Raw genomic sequence first — 22,814 nt, 5'->3', positions numbered from 1 at the left:
GGTCCGTCCCTGGAGTGCGGTCCGCGGCTCGCGGGCGGATCCTGGAGTTACGTACAGAAGCGGCCTCCGCGCGCACCAAGGGAGGCGGACATGGCCACGCATGTACTTCACCCAGGGGCGAAGCGGCCCAGGCGGCGCGTCACACTGAACGAGCACCTGCCCGTCGACCACCGCCTCAGCACGGTCTACCGCGTCGGCGCGGGTCTCATGGGGCTCGTCCTGCTCGCGTTCGGCATCCTCGGCCTGATCGACAAGGTCGGCTTCTTCGACACCGGGGGCGACAAGGTCGCCGGTCTGAACACGAACGGCGCGCTCAGCGTCCTGTCGATCTGCGTGGGGCTGCTCCTGTTCGTCGGCATGGTGGTCGGCGGCAACTTCGCCTCGACGCTCAACATGGTCCTGGGCTGCGCCTTCATCCTCAGCGGCTTCGTGAACCTCGCCCTCCTGGACACCGGCCTCAACTTCCTCGCCTTCCGCATCCCGAACGTCCTGTTCAGCTTTGTGGTGGGCGTCCTGCTGATGATCTTCGGGATGTACGGCAGGGTCGGCTCGGCCCTGCCGCACGACAACCCCTACTGGCGGGCGCGCCACCCCGAGCACGAGCAGGTGCGGCACGCCGGGCACGGGCGGGGCCGTGGGGCTCACCCGCCGGAGCGGGCTCACCCCCCTGAGCAGGCGCAACCCTGAGCGGGCACGCCGAACGCCCTGTGCGAGCCTTGGGGCATGTCCGACCCCACCACAGCCCTCACCACCGCCTTCAGTGCGGCCCTGCGGACCCGGCGCCTGGTCGCCATCGTGCGCGGCACGGACGCGGAGGCGTCCTTCCGGACCGTCATGACGCTCGTCGAATCCGGTGTCCCGCTCGTCGAGGTCTCCCTCAGCGGCGCCGACGCACTGGGCGTCCTGCGCCGGGCGCGCACCGAGCTGGGCGAGGCGGCCTGGCTCGGCGCGGGCACGGTCCTCACCACGGACGACGCGCGGCGAGCCGCGGACGCCGGTGCCAATCTCATCGTGACGCCGGGCCTCGGCGCCGGGGTGGACGAGGCCCTGCGGCGTGAACTGCCCGTCGCCGCCGGGGTGTTGACCCCCACCGACGTGATCGCGGCGAGCGCGGCCGGCGCCACCGCGCTGAAGATCTTCCCCGCATCGACGATGGGCGGCCCCGCGTACCTCAAGGCGCTGCGGGCCCCCTTCCCCGACCTGCCCTTCGTGCCGGTGGGCGGCGTGGACGCGGCCGCCGCCGAGGAGTATCTGGCGCTCGGCGCGGTCGCCGTGGGCGTCGGCTCCCCGCTCATCGGGGACGCGGCGGACGGCGGCGACCTGGACGCGCTGCGCAAGCGCGCGGCGGAGTTCGTGGCGGTCGCGGGAGCCGGTCGATGAGCGGCGTCAGCGGCGCCGCCGATGTCCTGACCCTGGGCGAGACCATGGTCGCCCTGCGCGGCAGCGGACCGCTCAAGCTGGGCGGTTCGATGGACGTGTCCATCGCGGGCGCCGAGTCGAACGTGGCCATCGGCCTGGCGCGGCTCGGCCACGCGACGCGGTGGGCGGGTGCCGTCGGTGACGACGAGGCGGGCGAGCTGGTGCTTCGTACGCTGCGCGCCGAGGGGGTCGACGTCGGCGGCGTGACCCGCGATCCGGACGCGCCCACGGGTCTGATCCTCTTCGAGCCCCGGCTGCCCGAGGTGACCCGCGTGCACTACTACCGTGCGGGTTCCGCCGGTTCACGCCTCACGGCGGCCCCGGTCGAGCGCGCCTTCACCGCTCCCGGCGGCGCGCCCCGCGTCCTGCACCTCACCGGCATCACCCCGGCGCTCGGCCCGTCCGCCCTCGACGCGTGCCGCCGCGCCCTCGAACTGGCCCGGGAGCACCGCACGACGGTCTGCCTCGACGTCAACTTCCGCTCACGGCTGTGGAGCGACGAGGAGGCGGCCGGGGTGCTGCGCTCCTGGATTCCGTACGTCGACGTCCTCATCGCGTCGGACGACGAACTGCCGCTGTGCGTACCGGAGACCACAGCCGCCGGTGAGGCCTCCGCCCTGGCCGATGAGCTCCGCGCGCAGGGCGTCCGCGAGGTCGTGGTCAAGCTCGGCGCCGACGGGGCCACCGCGTACACCGGCGACGGCGAGCTGTACGCCCCCGCGCGCCCGGTGCGAGCGGTGGACGCCGTGGGCGCGGGGGACGCGTTCGTCGCCGGGTACCTGTCGGCGCTGCTCGACGGGGACGACGTGGCGAGACGTCTCGACCGGGCCGTGACCACGGGTGCCTTCGCCGTGGCGTCGCACGGGGACTGGGAAGGGGCGCCCACGCGGGCCGAGCTCGGGCTGCTGGGAGCTGGGCCCGGGACCGTGGTGCGCTAGCGGCGCCCTTGGGGAGCCTGTCGGTCAGCCGCAGCAGCCGCCGCCACAGCAGCCGCCTCCGCCGCCACCCGGGGCGGGGGCAGGGGCGGACGCCGAGGCCGAGCCGCCGACGGCGACCGTCGACAGCAGCTTCACCGTGTCCTCGTGCCCGGCGGGGCAGGCCGCGAGGGCGGCGGACTCGGCCATCGGGCGGCTCAGCTCAAAGGTGTCGCCACAGGAACGGCAGCGGTACTCGTATCGGGGCATGGGCCAAGGCTAGCGGCAGCGGACCGGCCGGAGGTCAGCCGTTGGCAGAACCATGGCGAAGGGACCCCCGGCCATGGCGCAGGAACCCCCGCAGGATCTCCTCCCCCGCCGCGACGCCCCGCTCCGGAAGGACCGTGAGCCCCGGCGCCGTCCAGCCGGTGTCGGCCAGCTCGCCGTGCCCCGGCCGCCACGAGCGGTCGGCGGCGAGCAGCAGATCGGCGTCGAGGAGCGAGTCTCCTGCGGCGAGGATCTCGTCCGCGTCGATGCGGCGCGCCACTTCCCGCACCGCCGCGCTCTTGGTCAGCGGCTTCGGCACGGCGTAGATCTTGCGGCCCTGCAGCGAGACGGTCCAGCCGCGGCCCTGCGCCCACTCGGCGAGCTCCTTGACCCACCCTTCCGGGAGCAGGGAGCGCTCGACGACCAGATAGGCGAAGAGGTCCTCGGCCACCCGCTCCTTGAGGAGCCAGGCCGGGTCGGCGGTGCGCACCATGTGCGCGCGGACCTCGTCGAGCGAGGCGCACTCGGCGGCGAGGCGGCGGCCGACGTCCGCACGCCACTCGGGGTCGGACACCCCGTCCACCAGCAGGTGTCCGCCGTTGGCGCAGATCGCGAACTTCGGTGCGGGGCCCGGCAGATGGATGCGGCCGTACTGTTCGCGCGTACGCGTGGTCGTCGGCACGAAGACCGTGGCGCGCCCCACCTCGTCGAGCAGCCCGGCGGCGGTCTCGGTGACGTACGACAGCGGCTTGCTCTCGTACACCTCGACGCAGAGCAGGCGCGGCGCGTCGGCGTCGGGCATGGTCAGGCCGAGGGCGGCGGCGGAGTAGATGAGGGTGCGGTCGAGGTCGCTGGCGACAAGCACCGTGCGGGAGGTACTCACTTCGCGGCCACCGCCTTGCCGTCCGTGCCGGTGGCTCCGCGGGTGAACTGAGGGTGGATCAGTCCGACGCAGGTGTAAGGGAGTTCGTCCACTTCCTCGACCGGTACGCCGCGCTGCTCCGCGAGGAGCCGTACGTGATCGAGGTCGGCCCCCGCTCCCGCGCGCGCCAGGATCTTCCAGGGGACGCGCCGCAGCAGCACGCGCGTCGTCTCGCCGACGCCCGGCTTGACCAGGTTCACGTCGTGGATCCCGTACTCCTCACTGATCCGCTCGACGGCGGCCCAGCCCTCCCAGGTCGGGGCGCGGTCCGCCGCGAGCAGCTCCTTGACCTGGGCGTCGACGGTGTCGGCCACCTCGTCGAAGCGGGCCGCGATGGCGTCGAGGAAGTCGAGGGAGACGTCGCCGTCGGCGAGTTCGCGGTAGAACTTCGCGCCGTGGAAGTCGTCGGGTCCGACCAGGTCCGCGCGCAGCACGGTGCGTGAAATCAGGCCGGACACCGTCGAGTTGAGGCAGGCCGAGGGGATGAGGAAGTCCTCGCGGGTGCCGTAGGTGCGCACGCATGAGCCGGGGTCGGCGAGCACGGCGATCTCCGGGTTGAAGCCGGTGGGACCACCGGCCTCCTCGAACTCCCGCACGGCGTCGGCAAGTTCACGTGTGATCGCCCCCTTGCCCGTCCAGCCGTCGACGAAGACGACGTCGGCCGTGTCGTGGTGGGCGGCGAGCCAGCGCAGCGCGTTGGCGTCGATGCCGCGGCCGCGCACGATCGACACGGCGTAGTGCGGCAGGTCGAGGCCGTGCCGGTGCTGTGCCCAGCGCCGCATCAGCACGCCGACGGGCGTGCCCGCGCGGGCCAGCGAGACGAGGACGGGGCGCGGTGGCCGTTCCGCGAGCACGGTCTCGGTGACGGTGCCGACGGCCTGCGCGATGCGGGCGGCGGAGGTGGCGAGGGCCGCGCGGAACAGCTCTTGGTACTGCGGGCTCGGCTGGTACTCGACGGGCAGCGATTCGGCGTAGTGCGCGCCACCGCTCTGTATCGCCTCCTCGCGCTCCTCGGTGGGCGCCTCCAGGCGCACGTCCGAGAGATCCTGGAGCAGCCAGCCGACGTCTTCGGCCGCGTACGAGGAGAAGGCGGGGCCGCGGAGGGGCTCGGGCAGCATGGAGGGCCTTTCGGGGTCGTGCTGAGGGGCGAGCTCAGGGGCTTGCTCGGGGACGTACGAGGGCACGACGGCGAGCAGCACCTGCGGGGCATGCGCGGCGAGCTGCGCCAACAGTCCTTCGGGGGCGTGGAGTTCGGGGCGGTCGCCCACGGAGTCGACCACTGCGACGATGGCGTCGAAGCCGCCGCCCGCGACGTTGTACGCGTACCGCTCGCCGGGTCCGTCGGCGGGGGCGTCGTGCGCGGGGAAGACGAGGCGGCTGCGGATGGCGTAACCGGGGTCGTCCACAGCGAGGACGGGTGAGCGGGTGGTGGTGGAGTAGCGCACGTCCGCGGTGCGGGCGGCGGCGTCGGTACCGGCGGCATCGGCATCAGCGTCGGCGGCGGCTTCGGCGGACAGACGCTTCTCCAGGGCCACGCCGAGGGCCAGCGGCGCGTACATCAGCTCTTCGAAGCCGAGCACGAGGACGCGGGCGGGACTCTGTGCGTCCGGAAGCAGCGCCTCCGCGATCCGGTCCGCCATCCCCGGCAGCGCCGCCTCGAGCGCCGCCCGGTGCTCGGGCGCGAAGCCGTGGCGTCCGCCGTCCGGCACTCCGGCGGGCCAGGCGAGGTCGACCCGGGTGACCGAGCCGCCCTCCCGGCGCGGGGCGGGGAGCGCCGAGGCCTCGTACTCCTCGACCAGCGCCTGGCCCTTCTCCAGGACCCCGTCCGGCAGGCTGACCGTGCCGGAGGCCATCGTGATCAGGTCGACCCGCGCGCCGATCTCCCGCGCGAAGTCGGCCAGGCGGCCCTGGTCCTGCGGGGAGCGCATGTCGACGAGCGCCACGATGACGTACCGCTCGCGCGGGAACAGCTCGTGCAGGGCGCGGATGGTGTTGAGGACCGTGTTCCCGGTGGAGAACTCGTCGTCGACGAGGACCAGCGGGCCGTCCCTGGTGAGTAGCCGGGGGTCCTCCGGGAGCAGCAGATGCGAGGTCGCGTGCGAGTGGGACTCCTCGAAGCCGCCCGCGCTGCGCACCGAGTCGACCGGGCGGCGCGTGGAGTGGAGGTAGGGCGCGAGGCCGATGCCGTCCGCGACGCAGTGGCCGAGGCCGGTGGCCGTCTCCGCGTAGCCGAGGACGACCGCGCGCCGGGCCTGGGCGTCGCCCAGGAGCGCGCGCGCCCGCACACCGAGGTCGTGCCCGGCCGCGTACACGACGGAGGGGCGCTGTGGCACGTGCTTGCCGAGGACGTTCGACACCAGGAGGTGCGCCCGCTTCGGGTTGCGGCGCAGGGCGAGGCCGAGCAGGTCGCTCAGCCCCGCGTCCCCGGCCAACTCCACGCCGAGCCGCTCGGCGACCCATGTCCCTGACCACACCACGTCGTCGTTCACAGTCCTCGCACAGTCCTTAGGTTCCTTACGTTCTTCGCCGTCGGCCGGAGAGCCCGGCGAGGCGGTGGTCAGCCGGAGAGCCCGGCGGTGAGCAGCTCCACGAAGCCGATGTCCTCGCGCGCGACGCCGAAGACCTCGGCGCGCTGGAGGGTCCGCTCGGCCCACGCGCGGTGCGGCTTCACCTCGTTCATCTTGTTCGTGTACGCCGAGCGCATGACCCCGCCGCCGCCCCGCTCCGGGCGCAGGATGTCCTCGGCGTCGCTGAACTCCTCGTGGCTGACGACCGAGAGCGCGTGCACGGGCAGGACGTGCGAGGGGTGGATGCAGGTCTTGCCGAGCAGGCCGTTGGCCCGGTCGAGCTCGATCTCGCGGAGCAGTCCGTCGATGTCGTGCTCGATGAGCGCCTGCCGCAGCTCCTCCGCCCTGCCCTCCAGGAAGGGGCTCCGGCGCAGCTGCGGCTTGAACATCCTCTCCTGGACGCGGAAGTACTCCCACACGGGCCCGGTCACGGTGAAGCCCGTGCCGTCGGCCCTGCCGAGGTGATTGACCACGTCGGCGATGACCGAGGCCACGATGTGGACGTCGTACGCCGTCATGTGCGGCGGCCTGCGCAGTCCGTACGCCGAGCAGAAGTCGGTGACACCGAGCCGCAGCGCGAGCACCCGCTCGCGGTACTTGTCGACGGTGCGGGCGATCCCGGCGAGGGTCTCGGCGCGGCTCTCCAGGTGCAGCAGCTCGGGCGATTCGAGGACGGGCATCGCGAAGAGCCGCCGACCGCTCGCGGCCTCCGCCACGGCGAGCGACTCCAGGAAGGCGACGCCGCGCTCCTCGGTGAACTTGGGCAGTACGAATCCGGACAACAGCCGGATGCTGGGTCCGAGGCGGTCGGCCAGGTCGGCTATCTGCTCGGGGGCCCGGACCCGGATGAACAGGAGCGGCGGCTGCGCGCCGTCCCGCTCCGCCAGGTCGGCGAACTGTCTGACCAGGTTCTCCTCGGCGCCGATGACCTCCGCGTCGTCGATCGAGTCCTCAAGACAGAGCACCATCGAGATCACGCCACGCCCGGCCTGTTTCAGGATGTCGTCGGCGAGGCGGGGGCGCGTGGCGGGGCTGTAGAGCGTGGCCCCCAGGGCGGCGGCGAGCAGGCGCGGGGAGGAGTCCGCAGTGAAGGTACACGGCTCCCGATGGAAGAGACGCTGTCGCACCTCTGGGGCTATATGCCCGAAATGACGCATGATTTCCCCTGTACTCGTCGGCGCGATCCGACGTGATGTGGCCGGTAATAGTACGTAGGGACGGGTGTCAAGGGTTCCCCATGGGCATGAAATTCAGGTAACCCGGCCATGTCAGACACACAGGCCACACACCGTCACCCCCGCGTTGTCCCGTCCAGGACCGGGAAGGCAGGATGACCGCATGACGCACGCGATGTTGAAGGGGTCGAACGTCCCGCTCGAAGCCACGGCCGTCCGCGCAGTGCTGCGCTGGACCCCCGGGCAGGGCGTCCCGGACGTCGACGCGTCGGCTCTGCTCCTCGGCGCCGACGGCCGCGTGCGGTCCGACGAGGACTTCGTCTTCTACAACCAGCCGCGCCACCCCTCGGGCAAGGTCTGGCGGCTCGGCAAGAAGCGCGTCTCCCAGGGACTCTCCGAGGGCCTGACCGACACGATCCAGACGGATCTCGCGGGCCTGGATCCCGCCGTGAGCCGCGTCCTGCTGGTCGCCTCCGCCGACAACATCGCCTTCGAGAACGTACGCGCGCTGCGCATCCTGTTGTACGACGCCGGCGCGGGCGAGGCCGAACCGCTTGCGTACTTCGACATCACCCCGCAGACGGGCGCCGAGACCTCCCTGATCTGCGGCGAGCTCTACCGGCGCGGTGACGTCTGGAAGTTCCGCGCCCTGGGTGAGGGATATCTGAACGGCCTGGAGGGTCTGGCCGGCGACTTCGGCATCTCCGTGGACGAGTCGGAGGCGGTGCCCGAGCCGACGACCGAGGCCTCGCTCCCGCAGCCGTACCCCCAGCGCCAGCCGCTGCCCGAACCGGCCACGCAGGCTCAGGTCACGCCGACCCCGGCCACGCAGGCTCAGGTCACGCCGACCCCGGCCACGCAGGCTCCGGCTCCGCAGCCCTTCCCCGCACCGGCCCCGCAGCCTTCGTACGGCTACCCTCCCGAGCCCCCGCGCCACCAGCCCGCCCCGCAGCCGTCCTACGGCTACCCGCAGCACGCGCCCGCCCACGCGGCGCCGGTCCCGCAGCCCAGTTACGGCTATCCGCAGCCCGTGGCCGCGATGCCCGACCCGAACTTCCGGCTGCCGCCCCAGGGGCCGCAGTTCCTCGCACGCTGAGGGCTCGGGGACCAGGACGATCCCGGGGCCGGGACCGGGACCGGGGCTGGGACCGGGGCCGGGGCTGGGACCGGGGCCGGGACCGAGGCCACGTCGAGTCTGGAGTGAGGACACCGCGCGGCCCGCTCAGGTGCCGCCGACCTTCGACTTGTAGCCACGGCCCCACTGCAGCCCCCAGCCGTACAGCCGGTCGAGTTCGGCCTGGAAGCCGTACACGAACTTCACCTCGCGGCGCACGATCAGCTCGTCCTTGACGTTCTCCAGCGTGAATATCGCGCAGGAGCGGGCCTGCGGCTGGCGCTCGTCCAGGTCGATCTCGATCCGCGGGCCGTTGCTGGGGTAGAGCGTCACCTTGGCGTGCGTGCGGTCGAAGGCCGGCGTCTGGTCGTAGATGTAGGCGAAGAACAGCAGCCGCTTGATCGACTCGCGCTGGTCGAGGTTCACGTAGATCGTCTCGCCGGACGGCGAGCCGAACCGGTCGTCGCCGCTGAGCTTCACGAACGGCGGGCCGTTCAGGTCACCGAAGAAGCTGCCCAGCGGCTGCACGACGCCCTTGGCGCCGTCCACCGTCTCGTACAGACAGCCGAGGTCGAGGTCCACGTTGACCACGCCCTGGGTGTGCGCCTGCACCACGTCCGGCTGGAACATCTTGAAGGGGTGGCGCAGCAGGCCGCCGCCCTTGGGCTTGCCGATGATGTCGGACGTACGCATCTGCCAGGAGAGGTTGACCCGGAGGTTGCCGGTGGCCGCGCCCTGTTTGTTGAGCGAGACCGTCGGGTGCCGCTTGGTGAGTTCGATGGAGTTGGTCGCGGCGCTGCCCGACTCGTAGTCCATCGAGCGCCCACGCCAAAGACCGTCCCAGAAGGACATCGCCGCCCCCAATAAATGCCGGAGCCCCATGGGCCCGTTACGAATGCCACGGGGCGGCCAGGAGGACTCGTCCTCGCTGGCCGCCCCGTTCAGAAGCGTTCCTCACTCGGCCCCGGGTCACACGCCGGGAACGCGTCGGACCCGAAGTCACACGCCGGAAGAGACCTCGGTCTTCTCACCCGATGAGCCCGAGTCGTTTCCTTCGGCCTGTGCCAGCGCCTTGTTGCGGCGCACGGACGACCAGAAGGACCAGGCGATCAGGACGACGCCGACGAGGCCGGTGATGACCTCGTGGATCTCGTACTGGATCGTGACGATCAGGATCACGGCGAGGGCGCCGATGGCGTAGTGCGCGCCGTGCTCCAGGTAGACGTAGTCGTCGAGGGTGCCCTGGCGGACCAGGTAGACGGTGAGCGAACGGACGTACATCGCGCCGATGCCCAGGCCGAGCGCCATCAGGACGATGTCGTTGGTGATGGCGAAGGCGCCGATGACGCCGTCGAAGGAGAACGACGCGTCCAGGACCTCGAGGTAGAGGAACATGAAGAACGCGGCCTTGCCGGCCATGACGACGGCAGGAACCTTCTTGCCGCTCTTCCTGGCCTCTTCCTCCTGCTCGTGCTCGCGTTCCTCCTCTTCCTCGAGTTTGTTCTCGAAGAAGCCCGACAGACCGCCCACCACGAGATAGGTGATGAGGCCGGCGACGCCGGAGAGAAGCACCGTCTCGGCCTTGTTCACATGCGCGCCACCGTGCTGGTGGGCCTGGGTGGCGACGGTCATCGCGGAGATCATCAGCACGATGAGCGCGATGCAGGCCGACAGCATGTCGATCTTGCCGAGCTTGGCCAGCGGGCGCTCCAGCCAGCCGAGCCACTTGATGTCACGGTCCTCGAAAATGAAGTCGAGGAAGATCATCAACAGGAACATGCCACCGAACGCGGCGATCGACGGGTGAGCGTCGGTCACCAGCTGCTGGTAACGGTCCTTGTCGTTGAGCGCGAGCCGCACGGCCTCGATGGGGCCGATCTTGGCGCTGATGGCCACGATCGCGACGGGGAACACGAGCCGCATGCCGAAGACGGCGATCAGCACACCGATGGTGAGGAAGATTTTCTGCCAGAAGGCACTCATCTTCTTCAGGATCCCGGCGTTGACCACCGCGTTGTCGAAGGACAGCGAGATCTCGAGGATGGACAGGATCGCCACGATCCCGAAACCTGTCCACCCCCCGTAGAACACCGCCGCGACCAGGCCGAGCGCGGTAACCGCGAACGACCAGCCGAAGGTTTTCAGAAGCACTGGCTACCCAATCGTGTGTGTACGGGCTCCCGTTTAGCGGTCTCCCCCGCGCCGGTCCCCAGCTTTACGAAACATTGACCCCGAAGTCTAGAGCGATGCCCCGCAGTCCAGACGCGTACCCCTGCCCAACGGCGCGGAACTTCCATTCGCCGCCGTAGCGATACACCTCTCCGAAGATCATCGCAGTCTCCGTGGAGGCGTCCTCGGAGAGGTCGTAGCGCGCGAGCTCCTGGTGGTCGGCTTGGTTGACCACACGGATGAAAGCGTTGCTGACCTGGCCGAACGCCTGGCCACGATTGTCCGCGTCATGGATCGAGACCGGGAAGACGATCTTGTCGCAGGTGGCGGGCACCTTGGAGAGGTCGATCAGGAGCGACTCGTCGTCCCCGTCACCCTCACCCGTGAGGTTGTCGCCGGTGTGTTCGACAGAGCCGTCCGGGCTCTTGAGGTTGTTGTAGAAGACGAACCACTCGTCGCCGAGAATCCGGCCCGAGTTGCACATCAGCGCGCTGGCGTCGAGGTCGAAGGGTGCTCCGGTGGTGGAGCGCGCGTCCCAGCCGAGGCCGATCAGGACCTGTGTGAGGTTCGGTGCGGCCTTGGAGAGGGAGACATTGCCTCCCTTGGCGAGCGTGACGCCCATGATGTGGTCCTCCCCGTGGTTCGAGAGCAAGAATTCCCTGGGCTCCCCTGGGTGGTCGGGAGCGGGTCCGGGAGCAAGAGTGTTGAGCGCGTCCGGCGCCGCACTCGTGGTGTGCGGCGCCGGACGACAAGGCGGAGGGTGTTGCTCGGCTCAGACGTTGACGCCGAAGTCCTGCGCGATGCCGCGCAGGCCCGAGGCGTAGCCCTGGCCGACGGCGCGGAACTTCCACTCCGCTCCGTTGCGGTACAGCTCGCCGAAGACCATCGCCGTCTCCGTCGAGGCGTCCTCGGAGAGGTCGTACCGCGCGATCTCCGCGCCGCCCGCCTGGTTCACGACGCGGATGAACGCGTTGCGGACCTGGCCGAACGACTGCTGGCGGGTCTCGGCGTCGTAGATCGAAACCGGGAAGACGATCTTGTCCACGTCGGCCGGAACCGTCGCCAGGTTGACCTTGATCGCCTCGTCGTCGCCCTCGCCCTCACCGGTGGTGTTGTCACCGGTGTGCTCGACGGATCCGTCCGGGCTCTTCAGGTTGTTGAAGAACACGAAGTTGCCGTCGCTGCTGACCTTGCCCTCGGCGTTGGTCAGGATGGCGCTGGCGTCGAGGTCGAAGTCCGTACCGGTGGTGGTACGGACATCCCAGCCCAGGCCGACCAGAACCGCGGTCAGGCCGGGGGCCTCCTTGCTCAGCGATACGTTGCCGCCCTTGCTGAGGCTGACTCCCACAAGTCCTCCCAAATTGATGTCCAGGGGCGGGGAGCCCCAGTCGTGCTTTGCCATCGGATCAACGAGTGGATCCTAGTGACCGGTTCCCGGCCGCCACAGGCTCTGCACCCGAAGAATCACAGGGTGTCACCCCTGAGGAATCACAGGGTGTCGAGCGCCTTGACGTACTCGTCGAGGTCGCGGGCGTCCGGCAGACCGTTGACGACAGTCCAGCGCACCACGCCCTCCTTGTCGATGATGAAGGTGCCGCGCACCGCGCAGCCCTTCTCCTCATCGAAGACCTCGTACGCACGCGACGCCTCACCGTGCGGCCAGAAATCGGAGAGCAGCGGGTACTCCAGGCCCTCCTGCTCGGCGAAGACGCGCAGCGTGTGGATGGAGTCGTTGGACACCGCGAGCAACTGTGTGTCGTCGTTGACGAACTTGGGCAGCTCGTCGCGCAGCGCGCAGAGCTCGCCCGTGCACACGCCGGTGAACGCGAACGGGTAGAAGAGCAGCACCACGTTCTTCTCGCCGCGGAAGTCCGACAGCTTCACGGCACGGCCGTGGTTGTCCTTCAGCTCGAAGTCCGGCGCTTTGGTGCCGACCGCGATCGCCATGAGTACGCATCCCTTCGATGGGGCTGTTCGGGTGACGACCACCCTACGCAACGGGCGTTTCGTCCGATCACCCCGCAGGGCGGGACTTTCCCCGCGGCCCGCGCGCACGCATGAGCCCCCACCGGCATGCGTCGGTGGGGGCTCACAGCGATTGGCTCAGTCGACTTCCTGCTGCCTGAGCGGCAGCTTCACCGCTTCTTGGCTGCCGCCTTCGGCGTGACCAGACGGCTGCCCGTCCAGTCCTTGCCCGCGCTGATGCTCTTGGTCTGAGCGAGGCCTGCGGTCTGGGCTGCTTCGTTGATGTCGCTCGCCTCGACGTAGCCGTCGCGGCCGGTCTTCGGCGTCATCAGCCAGAGGTCGCCGCCCTCTTCGATCAGCTGGGTGGCGTCAACCAGCGCATCCGTCAGGTCGCCGTCGTCCTCGCGGAACCACAGCACTACAGCGTCAGCAGTGTCGTCGTAGTCCTCATCGACGAGCTCGCTGCCGATCACCCCTTCAATGGCCTCGCGGAGCTCCTGATCGACATCGTCGTCGTAGCCGATCTCCTGGACCACCTGCTCGGGCTGGAAACCCAGCCTCGCGGCAGGGTTGGTCCGCTCCTCCGCGTGGTCCGCGGTCGCGCTCACGGCTTGCCTCCTGATCATGTTTTCGGGAATGCCTTCATCCACGCGCGTGCGCGGGACATTGGCGGTAGTCCACACGGGCGGACCGGATCGCGCAAGTACCCGGCCGTCAAGACCGCTGAAACGGTGACGTTCCCGGCCGTGTCGCCGCAACTCAAGGCCCACCTGCCAGATCCTTCTCCGCTCGCACTTCGCTCGTACTTCGCTCGTACGACGCCGATCGGAACTGAGGTCCGAACGGCCTTACGAACCGGCTAGGCAGGATGGGCGTATCGTTGCGATTTGGTCGAGCCTACCCCAGGGCCGCCGGGCGGAGGCCTCGGTTACCTCTCAGTAGAGATGACGATTCCGCCCACGCGGTACACGATGGGGAACGTCTCACAGCCAGGCAGAACCCAGGCGAAAGCCCCAACAGCGAAGGAACAGCGTGGCTTCCGGATCCGATCGCAACCCGATCATCATTGGCGGCCTGCCGAGTCAGGTCCCGGACTTCGATCCCGAAGAGACCCAGGAGTGGCTCGACTCCCTCGATGCCGCGGTCGACGAACGCGGCCGCGAGCGGGCCCGCTACCTGATGCTCCGGCTCATCGAACGTGCGCGCGAGAAGCGTGTGGCTGTGCCCGAGATGCGCAGCACGGACTACGTCAACACGATCGCCACCAAGGACGAGCCGTTCTTCCCCGGCAACGAGGAGATCGAGCGCAAGGTCCTGAACGCGACCCGCTGGAACGCCGCGGTGATGGTGTCGCGCGCCCAGCGTCCCGGCATCGGGGTCGGCGGTCACATCGCCACCTTCGCCTCGTCGGCCTCGCTCTACGACGTGGGCTTCAACCACTTCTTCCGTGGCAAGGACGAGGGCGACGGCGGCGACCAGATCTTCTTCCAGGGGCACGCGTCCCCCGGTATCTACGCCCGCGCCTTCCTCCTGGACCGGCTCTCCGAGCAGCAGCTCGACGCGTTCCGCCAGGAGAAGTCGAAGGCACCGAACGGGCTCTCGTCCTACCCGCACCCGCGTCTGATGCCGGACTTCTGGGAGTTCCCGACCGTCTCCATGGGCCTCGGCCCGCTCGGCGCGATCTTCCAGGCGCGGATGAACCGCTACATGGAGGCGCGCGGCATCGCCGACACCTCCAAGTCGCACGTCTGGGCCTACCTCGGCGACGGCGAGATGGACGAGCCCGAGTCGCTCGGCCAGCTCTCCATCGCCGCCCGCGAGGGCCTGGACAACCTGACCTTCGTCGTCAACTGCAACCTCCAGCGCCTCGATGGCCCGGTGCGCGGCAACGGCAAGATCATCCAGGAGCTGGAGTCGCAGTTCCGCGGCGCCGGCTGGAACGTCATCAAGCTGGTCTGGGACCGCAGTTGGGACCCGCTGCTCGCGCAGGACCGCGACGGCGTCCTGGTCAACCGGCTCAACACGACGCCCGACGGCCAGTTCCAGACGTACGCGACCGAGACCGGCTCGTACATCCGCGAGCACTTCTTCGGCGACGACCACCGCCTGCGCGCCATGGTCGAGAACATGTCCGACGAGCAGATCCTGCACCTGGGCCGCGGCGGCCACGACCACAAGAAGGTCTACGCGGCGTACGCGGCCGCCAAGGCCCACAAGGGCCAGCCGACCGTCATCCTGGCGCAGACGGTCAAGGGCTGGACCCTCGGCCCGAACTTCGAGGGCCGCAACGCCACGCACCAGATGAAGAAGCTGACGGCCGACGACCTCAAGGGCTTCCGCGACCGTCTGCACATCCCGATCACGGACAAGGAGCTGGAGGGCGGCGCCCCGCCGTACTACCACCCCGGCCGTGACTCGGAAGAGATCCAGTACATGCACGACCGCCGCCAGGGCCTCGGCGGTTATGTCCCGACCCGAGTGGTCCGCTCGAAGCCCCTCCAGCTTCCCGAGGACAAGACGTACGCGACCGCGAAGAAGGGTTCGGGCCAGCAGTCGATCGCCACCACCATGGCGTTCGTCCGCATCCTGAAGGACCTCATGCGGGACAAGGAGATCGGCAAGCGCTTCGTGCTGATCGCCCCCGACGAGTACCGCACCTTCGGCATGGACGCCTTCTTCCCGAGCGCGAAGATCTACAACCCGCTCGGCCAGCAGTACGAGGCCGTCGACCGCGAGCTGCTCCTGGCCTACAAGGAGTCCCCGACCGGCCAGATGCTGCACGACGGCATCTCGGAGGCAGGCTGCACGGCGTCCCTCATCGCCGCGGGCTCGGCCTACGCCACCCACGGCGAACCCCTGATCCCGGTCTACGTCTTCTACTCGATGTTCGGTTTCCAGCGCACCGGCGACCAGTTCTGGCAGATGGCCGACCAGCTGGCCCGCGGCTTCGTCCTCGGCGCCACCGCCGGCCGCACGACACTGACCGGCGAGGGCCTCCAGCACGCGGACGGCCACTCGCAGCTGCTCGCCTCGACCAACCCGGGCTGCGTCGCCTACGACCCGGCCTTCGGCTACGAGATCGCGCACATCGTCAAGGACGGCCTGCGCCGGATGTACGGCCCCGACAGCGAGGACGTCTTCTACTACCTCACCGTCTACAACGAGCCGATCCAGCACCCGGCCGAGCCCGCCGATGTGGACGTCGACGGCATCCTCAAGGGCATCCACCGCTTCAAGGCGGGCGAGCAGGGCGCCATCCCGGCGCAGATCCTCGCCTCCGGTGTCGCGGTCCCGTGGGCGGTCGAGGCCCAGCAGATCCTCGCTTCGGAGTGGAACGTCAAGGCGGACGTCTGGTCGGCGACCTCCTGGAACGAACTGCGCCGCGAGGCGGTAGACGTGGAGCGCCACAACCTCCTGCACCCCGAGGAGGAGCAGCGCGTCCCGTACGTGACGCAGAAGCTCTCCGGCGCCGAGGGCCCGTTCGTGGCCGTCTCCGACTGGATGCGGAGCGTCCCCGACCAGATCTCCCGCTGGGTCCCCGGCACGTACCAGTCCCTGGGCGCCGACGGCTTCGGCTTCGCGGACACCCGCGGTGCTGCCCGCCGCTTCTTCCACATCGACGCGCAGTCGATCGTGGTCGGTGTGCTGACCGAGCTGGCCCGCGAGGGCAAGGTCGACCGCTCCGTACTGAAGCAGGCCATCGACCGCTACCAGCTCCTGGACGTCACGGCGGCCGACCCGGGCGCCGCTGGGGGCGACGCCTAGCCCTGCGGGGCGGGCCTGAGCGATTCCTGTAGCACGTAGGTCGTTCGGAGGGCGGTGGGGCAGTGGCTCCCGCCGCCCTCCGGCGTTTCATACGATGCGCGCATGGAAGCGCCCATAAAGCACCCACCGGCACAGCTCCATTGGGAGCGACGCACCCAACGTCCGCTCCTCGTGCTCGCGGTGGCCTTCGCCATCGCCTACGCCGTGCCCATCGTGGTGCCCGACGCGAGCAAGAGCGTCGCGACCACCTGCACGGCGGTGGAGTGGATCGTCTGGGCGTCGTTCGCCACGGACTACCTCGTACGCCTCTACCTCACCGACCACCGCAAGCAGTTCGTCCGCTCGCACTGGCTCGACCTCTGCGCTGTCCTCCTCCCCATGCTGCAGCCGCTGCGGTTGCTGCGGCTCGTCTCGACTCTGCTGCTGGTCGGGCGCCGGGCCCGGATGGCGTCTCAGATTCAGCTGACGACCTATGTCGCCGGGGCCGTCGTGGGCCTCCTCATGTTCGGTTCGCTGGCCGTCCTTTCGGTGGAGCGGGAGTCACCGAACGGCAATATCAAGACCCTTGGCGACGCGGTGTGGTGGTCCTTCACCACGATGACCACCGTCGGCTACGGAGATCACGCGCCGACGACCGGGCTCGGCCGCATCCTCGCGGTCGGCCTGATGCTCTCGGGCATCGCGCTTCTTGGTGTGGTCACCGCCAATATCGCGGCCTGGTTCATCTCGCGCTTCGACCGGGACGATGTCGAGGAGCGGCGCCAGACCGCGGCGATCGAGGCGCTGACGACGGAGGTTCGAGCGCTGCGGGCTCAGGTGACGGCGCTGTCGGGCGGGGTACCTCAGCCGGCGTCTGCTGAGGTACCGCGATCGGAACCGGCTGAGGTTCCGCGACCGCCGTCGGAGGAGATTCCGCGGTCGGCGCCGCAGGAGATTCCGCGGTCGGCGCCGGCCCCGGAAGGTCCTCCTGTGCCTCCGGTCAGTTCTCCCAGACCTTGAACGCCCGCACGCGATAAGGCGATTCGGGGAGCCAGGTGCCGCCACCTGGATACGTGTCGAACTCGCCGGTCTCGCCGCACTCCGCGGATTGATACGTGGTGACCGGACGGCCCGTGCGATTGGCGAGGGCTTGAGCGCTGCCCCCCTCCGGCAGCGCTACACAGCTCTCGATGTCGATCTCGGACAGCTCATACGTCTGCCGGGCGCCCTTGAACTCCGCCTTCTCCCATAGACAGAGCTCCCCCGGCCCGCAACCGGCGAGCGTGGGTGGTGCGGCGGCCCCCGCATGCTTCGCGGGTGTCGCGAGATCGGCCTGTGGGGACAGTGTCGTGGCACCGGCCTGTGAGGGGGCAAGGATCACCGTGGCGAGCGCGGCTGCGGCAAACGTCGTGGGCATGGTCGTACGCATCTGCTTCAACTCCCGTGTCGTGTGGATCACTTGTCAGAACTGTGACCCACTCGCTAGCTCCGTCGGAAGGGGTACGGATGTGCGTCACCCAGATAGGCGAAAGCCCCCCAGTTGGACCCTGAGGGGCTTTCCCTGATGCGTGCGCGCCAGGCAGATGCTTGCTCGACGTACGCGTTAGATATGTCCGGAAATGCCTTTTGGTGGCCCGGAATCCAGAACGCCTTCGGCTAGATGTGTCCGACTCCGGCGCCCGCCTCGGCATTGGCGCCCCGCTTGGTCAACGTGGCGACCAGGGCCGCGACGACCGCGACGACACCGGCGACGGTGAAGGCCAGCCCCATGCCGGACACGAACGTGTCGTGCGCGACGGAGGTGATCGCCTCGGCGACCGGCTCCGGCGCCTTCGGCGGGACCGGCGCCCCGCCCATCTCGACCGCGGCGGACGCCTGGTCGAGCTGCTCCGGCGTCATGGGCGGGAGCTTGGCGTCGGCCCAGTTCGCAGGGAGGTCCTTGTCGACCCGGGCGGCCATCACCGCGCCGAGAACCGCCGTGCCGAGCGCGCCGCCGACCTGCATGCCGGCCTGCTGGAGACCGCCTGCCACGCCGGACAGCTCCAACGGGGCGTTGCCGACGATGACCTCGGTGGCTCCCACCATCACGGGCGCGAGGCCGAGGCCCATCATGCCGAGCCAGAGCGACATCGGCAGCGTCGCGGTGTCCGTCGTCATCGTGGACATGCCGAACATCGCGACGGCGGTGGCCACCATGCCGCCGACGAGCGGGACGCGTGGGCCGAACTTGGTGATGAGCGCACCGGCGATCGGCGAGGACACGATCATCATGGCTGTCAGCGGCAGGAGGTGCAGTCCGCTGTCGACCGGGCTCATGCCATGCACGTTCTGCAGGTAGAAGGTGACGAAGAACAGCCCGCCCATGAAGGCGAAGGCCATGAGGACCATCAGGACCGTGCCTGCGGACAGCGGTACGGACCTGAACATGCCCAGCGGGATGAGCGGTTCCTTGACCTTCGTCTCCCAGAAGGCGAAGAGCGCGAAGAGCACCACCGCGCCCGCGAGGAACAGCAGCGTCCTCGTCCCGCCCCAGCCCCACTCCGAGCCCTTGATGAGGGCCAGGATCAGCGCGAACATGCCGCCCGACAGCAGGACGATGCCGGGTATGTCGAAGGACTTCGGCGCGTTCTCCGCGCGGTGGTCCTTGAGGATCACCAGGCCGAGGACGAGAGCGATGACGCCGACGGGCACGTTGATGAAGAACACCGACTGCCAGCTGACGTGCTCGACGAGCAGGCCGCCGACGATGGGGCCGCCCGCGGTCGATGCGCCGATGACCATGCCCCAGATGCCGATGGCCATGTTCAGCTTCTCGGCGGGGAAGGTGGCGCGCAGCAGGCCGAGCGCGGCCGGCATCAGGAGGGCTCCGAAGAGGCCCTGGAGCACGCGGAAGGTGACGACCAGGCCGACGCTGCTGGAGAACCCGATCGCGCCGGAGGCCACGGCGAAGCCCGCCACGCCGATCAGGAAGGTCTGCCGGTGGCCGAACCGGTCACCGAGCTTGCCGGCGGTGATCAGCGCGACGGCGAGCGCGAGGAGGTAGCCGTTGGTGATCCACTGGACACCGGCCATCGTGGTGCCGAGGTCCTTCGCGATGGCCGGGTTGGCGATCGCCACGATGGTGCCGTCCAGGGCGACCATCATCACGCCGATCGCGACGGAGAAGAGCGTCAGCCAAGGGTGGCCGCGGAGCCCCTTGGCCGGGGTCGGAGCGGACGATGGCTCCGGCGCCTTGTCCGCCTTGTCGACGGTGATCTGACTAGTCATGCATCGAGGCTAGTGTCAGTCGCTGACAGTTGACAAACTGTTTCACAAGTCGGTAACTGTCACGTAGCTCACAGATATGGTGAGCTGGTCAGAACGGCGGAAAGAGGGACATGGCGTGAGGACCGGGCAGCGAGCGGCGGGCCCCGCGAAGCCGCGGGCCGAGGCCTCTGGAGACATCTCCGGCGAGCCCTCCCGGCCCGGACTGCGCGAGCGCAAGAAGCAGCGCACCCGTGACGCACTTCTGCGCGCGGCGCTCGAGCTCTTCACGACCAAGGGGTACGAGGAGACGACGGTCGACGAGATCGCCGAAGCCGTCGACGTCTCCCAGCGCACGTTCTTCCGCTACTTCACCAACAAGGAGGAGACCGCCTTCGCCGTGCAGGAGATGGTGGAGCAGCGGTTCGTGGAGACATTGCGCGAACGCCCCGCAGACGAAACGCCGTTCGTCGCCCTGCGCGGAGCCGTGATCGGCGCCTGGGACGCGATGGGCCGGTCCATCGAAGAGGTGGTCCCCGTCGAACTCCACATGCGCACCTATCAGATGATCGAGTCCACCCCTTCCCTGCTCGCCGCCCACCTGCGCCGCTCCATCGAGATGGAGGAAGAGATCGCGCGAGTGATCGCCGAGCGCGAGGGGCTCGACCTGGACACGGACCCCCGACCACGCGTGGTGGTGGCCGCGTTCAGCGGAGTGATGCGCGTGACCGGGCGGCTCTGGGGTGCGGGCGAGGACTCGAGCGTGGAGTCGATCCGCGCGATCACCGAGACGTATCTCGACCACCTGGGACCCGCGTTGGCGGAGAACTGGCGCGCAGAGTGACGGTGCGCGCACTCCGTGTCGGACTGCGGAGCAGATCAACCCGTCGAACAAATCAACACGCTGAGTGACTGATTGATGCGCCGTCAGTAACGGCGCGCTCCGAGTGCGCTGCGCGCATGCTCCGCCTACGGAGTGTGATGAAAGTGCTCAGAGTGCGCCCGCTTTGCCTCAATTACCCCACAGGAAACGTGATCTGTCTCACCCGGTGCACGGTAGGCATCACGATTCTCCTAGGGTGTTCCGTAGTGACTTCCTTCGACTCCTCCCCTCAACTCAGCGCCTGGCGCGCACTGCTTGCGCTCGCCGTGGTGTTCGTCATGCTGGCGACCACGGGCTGGACCGCGGTGCGCCACCACAAGGACGCCGCATCGCCGCTCGCGGCCTCGCTCTCCGCCTGGGAGCAAGGGCACATCAACGGACGGGCCCTGCCCGACGCCACTGCCCCGGCCGGCAAGCTCGCTCACTTCTTCGCCTCGCTCAGCGCGCAACAGCGCACCCGACTCGCCACCCGCTATCCCCTTGCGGTAGGCAACATGAACGGTGCCCCTGTAGAGCTGCGATATCGCGCGAACCACATCGCCCTTGATCAGGCGCGCAAGACCGAGCGAAAGCGCATGCACGACAACCGGCTCTCCCCTCTCGGGCAGCAGGAGGCGGAGCGCAGAATGAAGCGCTTCGGCGTGATGATGCATCCGGGTCGGCAGGTCCTGTCCTTCGACCCCATGGGGTCGGGTCGTATCGCCGAGGTCTTCGGAGACCTCGACCAGGCGTCCCGGGTGTCAGTCGTCGTGCCCGGAGTGGACACGAACCTGCTGACCTTCGAGCGGACGAACCGCAAGTACTCGGCGCCTGTCGGCATGGCCAAGGCCCTGTACCGCGCGGAGCACTCGGCGAGCCCACGCGCGCGTACCGCCGTGATCGCCTGGGCCGACTACACCGCGCCCATCGGCCTCGGTGTGGACGCGGCCACGTCCATGCGCGCGGATGAGGGCGCGATCCGGCTCAATTCATTGGTGCGCGGGCTTCCGGGGCACTCGCCTGTCGCGCTGTACTGCCACAGCTACGGCTCCGTTGTGTGTGGGGTCGCGGCACGACAGCTGCCCTCCCGCGTCTCCGACATCGCGGTCGCGGGCAGCCCCGGCATGCGCGCCGACACGGCGTCGCAGCTGGGCACCGGTGCCCGGATCTGGGCCACCAGGGACGGCGACGACTGGATCCAGGATGTGCCAAACATGGAGGTCGGCGGGCTCGGCCACGGTGCCGACCCCGTCTCCCGGGACTTCGGAGCGCGGGTGCTGTCCGCACGGGGCGCGATCGGCCACACCGGCTATTTCGAGCCGGGCACGGAGAGCCTCAGCAACTTCGCCGACATCGGCACTGGTTCGTACCGCTCAGTGCGGTGTGCGAGCGGGGATGACGCGTGCCGGAAGGAATTTTCCGGCACGACAGTGGCCTGACGCGCGTAGAAATCGACAAAACAGCGGCACGCCGCAGGAGGGACGGAGGCGCGCGTGCCGCCTACGATGAGCCGCATGGGTGACGTACTGGCCGGATTTCATGCCGCCTGGGAGTTCGAGTCCGACTCCGTGCTCATCCGCTTCGAACGGGGGATCCGCACGCCGAAGCTCCTTCAGGCGCTCGGCGAACGCCGCATCCCGCACGAGGCGATCGCAGCGGTGACACTTACTCCCGGCAAGCGAGGGACGGTCGTCCTGCACGCCGTGCCGAGACCGGGGGCGGATCCTCTGATGGAGGCGGCCGCGGGCCAGCTCAAGGACGGCTGCGACCCGTACCGGCTCGTGCTGCCCGCCGAGCGCGAGACGCTCGCCGAGTACTACGCGGACGAGCTGCGGGCCCAGCTCACTCAGGATGACTGCGGGCCTCCGGACCGCTACCTGGTCGCCGCACCGGAGACTCCGCTGCAGTTCAAGGCGTACGACGGGAAGGCGTCCTTCGACGGCAAGTCGGTGGCCTTCCGGTGGTTCTGGACGGGTGCCTCGTCGGCCAAGTGGAAAGCCGGCGATCAGAGTTTCCTGGTCACGGACCTGAGCGGCGTCGAATGGCGCTCCCCCGAGGTCTTCGAGGGCCATCTCCGGCTGCTGCGCCGTGAGACCCCGCTCGCCCAGCCCGCACAGGCGGACCAGGACCCCGCGGCCGTCGTCTTCGGCCTCGGGTACGGCCCGGTGCACGAATCGCTGCCTTTCGCGGCGTCGGTGCTCGCCGCGGTGCGGGCGTCGGGTCCGGCCCTGACGCCCGGCACGGTCCCGGGCACCGCCCCGGTGACCCGCCGCGACCCGGCGGACATCGCGGAACGCATCCGGCACCTCGGTGAGCTGCACCAGGCGGGCCTGCTCACGGACGAGGAATTCACCACGAAGAAGGCTGAGCTGCTGGCGGAGCTGTGACCTGGGCCGGGCGGGGCAGAGCGCGGGCTGGGGCTGAGGCTGGGGCTGGCGAGCCGTGGTCCGCGG

At 69.5% G+C, this 22,814-nt stretch carries 21 protein-coding genes; 9 read left to right on the top strand and 12 right to left on the bottom strand.

What is annotated here, in order from left to right; genetic code table 11:
* The first annotated feature begins 90 nt into the window (after positions 1-90).
* The 3 genes from M4V62_RS29050 to M4V62_RS29040 are packed head-to-tail and all read left to right on the top strand — an operon-like array spanning position 91 to position 2,357.
* A complete protein-coding gene (locus M4V62_RS29050) occupies positions 91-687 on the top strand; it encodes a DUF4383 domain-containing protein (protein ID WP_249590143.1) in 597 nt (198 codons plus the stop codon).
* Positions 688-723: 36 nt separating this feature from the next.
* The gene (locus M4V62_RS29045; RefSeq protein ID WP_249590142.1) at positions 724-1,380 is read left to right on the top strand and encodes a bifunctional 4-hydroxy-2-oxoglutarate aldolase/2-dehydro-3-deoxy-phosphogluconate aldolase; all 657 of its coding nucleotides are present in this window, start codon (positions 724-726) and stop codon (positions 1,378-1,380) included.
* Positions 1,377-2,357 (top strand): sugar kinase, encoded by a 981-nt coding sequence (locus M4V62_RS29040; RefSeq protein ID WP_249590141.1) that lies wholly within the window; start codon positions 1,377-1,379, stop codon positions 2,355-2,357. Before M4V62_RS29045 ends, M4V62_RS29040 begins: the two co-directional genes overlap by 4 nt.
* Before the next feature lie 24 nt (positions 2,358-2,381).
* Here M4V62_RS29040 and M4V62_RS29035 read toward each other — a convergent pair whose 3' ends face one another.
* The 4 genes from M4V62_RS29035 to M4V62_RS29020 form a co-directional block, all read right to left on the bottom strand.
* Positions 2,382-2,603, bottom strand: coding sequence for an FmdB family zinc ribbon protein (locus M4V62_RS29035; RefSeq protein WP_249590140.1), 222 nt, complete (start codon positions 2,601-2,603; stop codon positions 2,382-2,384).
* Positions 2,604-2,637: 34 nt separating this feature from the next.
* A complete protein-coding gene (locus M4V62_RS29030) occupies positions 2,638-3,483 on the bottom strand; it encodes an HAD family hydrolase (RefSeq protein ID WP_249590139.1) in 846 nt (281 codons plus the stop codon).
* A complete protein-coding gene (locus M4V62_RS29025; protein WP_249590138.1) occupies positions 3,480-6,011 on the bottom strand; it encodes a phosphoribosyltransferase in 2,532 nt (843 codons plus the stop codon). The genes M4V62_RS29030 and M4V62_RS29025 overlap by 4 nt, the downstream gene beginning before the upstream one ends.
* A gap of 68 nt (positions 6,012-6,079) precedes the next feature.
* Positions 6,080-7,246 carry an HpcH/HpaI aldolase/citrate lyase family protein gene (locus tag M4V62_RS29020; RefSeq protein ID WP_249590137.1) on the bottom strand — a complete coding sequence of 389 codons (1,167 nt, stop codon included), beginning with the start codon at positions 7,244-7,246 and terminating at the stop codon, positions 6,080-6,082.
* Positions 7,247-7,427: 181 nt separating this feature from the next.
* Here M4V62_RS29020 and M4V62_RS29015 point away from each other — a divergent pair, with 181 nt between their 5' ends.
* Positions 7,428-8,360, top strand: a complete 933-nt coding sequence (locus M4V62_RS29015) for a TerD family protein (RefSeq protein ID WP_249590136.1) — start codon at positions 7,428-7,430, stop codon at positions 8,358-8,360.
* Positions 8,361-8,486: 126 nt separating this feature from the next.
* Here the strand turns inward: M4V62_RS29015 and M4V62_RS29010 are convergent, their stop codons facing one another.
* The 6 genes from M4V62_RS29010 to M4V62_RS28985 form a co-directional block, all read right to left on the bottom strand.
* Entirely contained in the window at positions 8,487-9,230 is a 744-nt protein-coding gene (locus M4V62_RS29010) for a TerD family protein (RefSeq protein WP_249590135.1), read from the bottom strand.
* Between the two features lie 147 nt (positions 9,231-9,377).
* The gene (locus M4V62_RS29005; protein WP_249590134.1) at positions 9,378-10,529 is read right to left on the bottom strand and encodes a DUF475 domain-containing protein; all 1,152 of its coding nucleotides are present in this window, start codon (positions 10,527-10,529) and stop codon (positions 9,378-9,380) included.
* Between the two features lie 64 nt (positions 10,530-10,593).
* A complete protein-coding gene (locus tag M4V62_RS29000; protein WP_249593058.1) occupies positions 10,594-11,169 on the bottom strand; it encodes a TerD family protein in 576 nt (191 codons plus the stop codon).
* 150 nt (positions 11,170-11,319) lie between these two features.
* Complete coding sequence (locus M4V62_RS28995) at positions 11,320-11,895, bottom strand: TerD family protein (RefSeq protein WP_249593057.1); 576 nt, start codon at positions 11,893-11,895, stop codon at positions 11,320-11,322.
* A gap of 140 nt (positions 11,896-12,035) precedes the next feature.
* The gene (locus M4V62_RS28990) at positions 12,036-12,494 is read right to left on the bottom strand and encodes a peroxiredoxin (protein WP_249590133.1); all 459 of its coding nucleotides are present in this window, start codon (positions 12,492-12,494) and stop codon (positions 12,036-12,038) included.
* Positions 12,495-12,682: 188 nt separating this feature from the next.
* Positions 12,683-13,120 (bottom strand): DUF3052 domain-containing protein, encoded by a 438-nt coding sequence (locus M4V62_RS28985; protein ID WP_249590132.1) that lies wholly within the window; start codon positions 13,118-13,120, stop codon positions 12,683-12,685.
* Between the two features lie 424 nt (positions 13,121-13,544).
* On the opposite strand from M4V62_RS28985, the gene aceE reads away from it, so the two are divergent.
* Entirely contained in the window at positions 13,545-16,277 is a 2,733-nt protein-coding gene (gene aceE / locus M4V62_RS28980) for a pyruvate dehydrogenase (acetyl-transferring), homodimeric type (RefSeq protein WP_249590131.1), read from the top strand.
* A gap of 102 nt (positions 16,278-16,379) precedes the next feature.
* Positions 16,380-17,276 carry a potassium channel family protein gene (locus M4V62_RS28975; protein ID WP_249590130.1) on the top strand — a complete coding sequence of 299 codons (897 nt, stop codon included), beginning with the start codon at positions 16,380-16,382 and terminating at the stop codon, positions 17,274-17,276.
* Here the strand turns inward: M4V62_RS28975 and M4V62_RS28970 are convergent.
* Both M4V62_RS28970 and M4V62_RS28965 read right to left on the bottom strand, forming a co-directional pair.
* Positions 17,257-17,673, bottom strand: a complete 417-nt coding sequence (locus M4V62_RS28970; protein WP_249593056.1) for a peptidase inhibitor family I36 protein — start codon at positions 17,671-17,673, stop codon at positions 17,257-17,259. The genes M4V62_RS28975 and M4V62_RS28970 overlap by 20 nt on opposite strands.
* A gap of 239 nt (positions 17,674-17,912) precedes the next feature.
* On the bottom strand, positions 17,913-19,523 hold the full coding sequence (locus tag M4V62_RS28965) for an MFS transporter (RefSeq protein WP_249590129.1): 1,611 nt from the start codon (positions 19,521-19,523) through the stop codon (positions 17,913-17,915).
* 175 nt (positions 19,524-19,698) lie between these two features.
* On the opposite strand from M4V62_RS28965, the gene M4V62_RS28960 reads away from it, so the two are divergent.
* The 3 genes from M4V62_RS28960 (at position 19,699) to M4V62_RS28950 (ending at position 22,748) form a co-directional block, all read left to right on the top strand.
* Positions 19,699-20,343, top strand: a complete 645-nt coding sequence (locus M4V62_RS28960; RefSeq protein WP_249593055.1) for a TetR/AcrR family transcriptional regulator — start codon at positions 19,699-19,701, stop codon at positions 20,341-20,343.
* 245 nt (positions 20,344-20,588) lie between these two features.
* On the top strand, positions 20,589-21,800 hold the full coding sequence (locus M4V62_RS28955; RefSeq protein WP_249590128.1) for an alpha/beta hydrolase: 1,212 nt from the start codon (positions 20,589-20,591) through the stop codon (positions 21,798-21,800).
* 66 nt (positions 21,801-21,866) lie between these two features.
* A complete protein-coding gene (locus M4V62_RS28950) occupies positions 21,867-22,748 on the top strand; it encodes a DUF4429 domain-containing protein (RefSeq protein WP_249593054.1) in 882 nt (293 codons plus the stop codon).
* The last annotated feature ends 66 nt before the right edge of the window (positions 22,749-22,814 follow it).

It is taken from the genome of Streptomyces durmitorensis, assembly GCF_023498005.1.
Lineage (GTDB): Bacteria > Actinomycetota > Actinomycetes > Streptomycetales > Streptomycetaceae > Streptomyces > Streptomyces durmitorensis.
Note: the sequence above shows the minus strand (reverse complement) of the source record. Positions and strands in the feature narration are given on the sequence as shown.

Coding starts and splice junctions, on each gene's coding strand:
- M4V62_RS28950 (WP_249593054.1), top strand. CDS start 21,867: ATGAGCCGCATGGGTGACGTACTGGCCGGATTTCATGCCGCCTGGGAG.
- M4V62_RS29010 (WP_249590135.1), bottom strand. CDS start 9,230: ATGTCCTTCTGGGACGGTCTTTGGCGTGGGCGCTCGATGGACTACGAG.
- M4V62_RS29015 (WP_249590136.1), top strand. CDS start 7,428: ATGACGCACGCGATGTTGAAGGGGTCGAACGTCCCGCTCGAAGCCACG.
- M4V62_RS28975 (WP_249590130.1), top strand. CDS start 16,380: ATGGAAGCGCCCATAAAGCACCCACCGGCACAGCTCCATTGGGAGCGA.
- M4V62_RS29050 (WP_249590143.1), top strand. CDS start 91: ATGGCCACGCATGTACTTCACCCAGGGGCGAAGCGGCCCAGGCGGCGC.
- M4V62_RS29035 (WP_249590140.1), bottom strand. CDS start 2,603: ATGCCCCGATACGAGTACCGCTGCCGTTCCTGTGGCGACACCTTTGAG.
- M4V62_RS29020 (WP_249590137.1), bottom strand. CDS start 7,246: ATGCGTCATTTCGGGCATATAGCCCCAGAGGTGCGACAGCGTCTCTTC.
- M4V62_RS29040 (WP_249590141.1), top strand. CDS start 1,377: ATGAGCGGCGTCAGCGGCGCCGCCGATGTCCTGACCCTGGGCGAGACC.
- M4V62_RS29000 (WP_249593058.1), bottom strand. CDS start 11,169: ATGGGCGTCACGCTCGCCAAGGGAGGCAATGTCTCCCTCTCCAAGGCC.
- M4V62_RS28990 (WP_249590133.1), bottom strand. CDS start 12,494: ATGGCGATCGCGGTCGGCACCAAAGCGCCGGACTTCGAGCTGAAGGAC.
- M4V62_RS29045 (WP_249590142.1), top strand. CDS start 724: ATGTCCGACCCCACCACAGCCCTCACCACCGCCTTCAGTGCGGCCCTG.
- M4V62_RS28970 (WP_249593056.1), bottom strand. CDS start 17,673: ATGCCCACGACGTTTGCCGCAGCCGCGCTCGCCACGGTGATCCTTGCC.
- M4V62_RS28965 (WP_249590129.1), bottom strand. CDS start 19,523: ATGACTAGTCAGATCACCGTCGACAAGGCGGACAAGGCGCCGGAGCCA.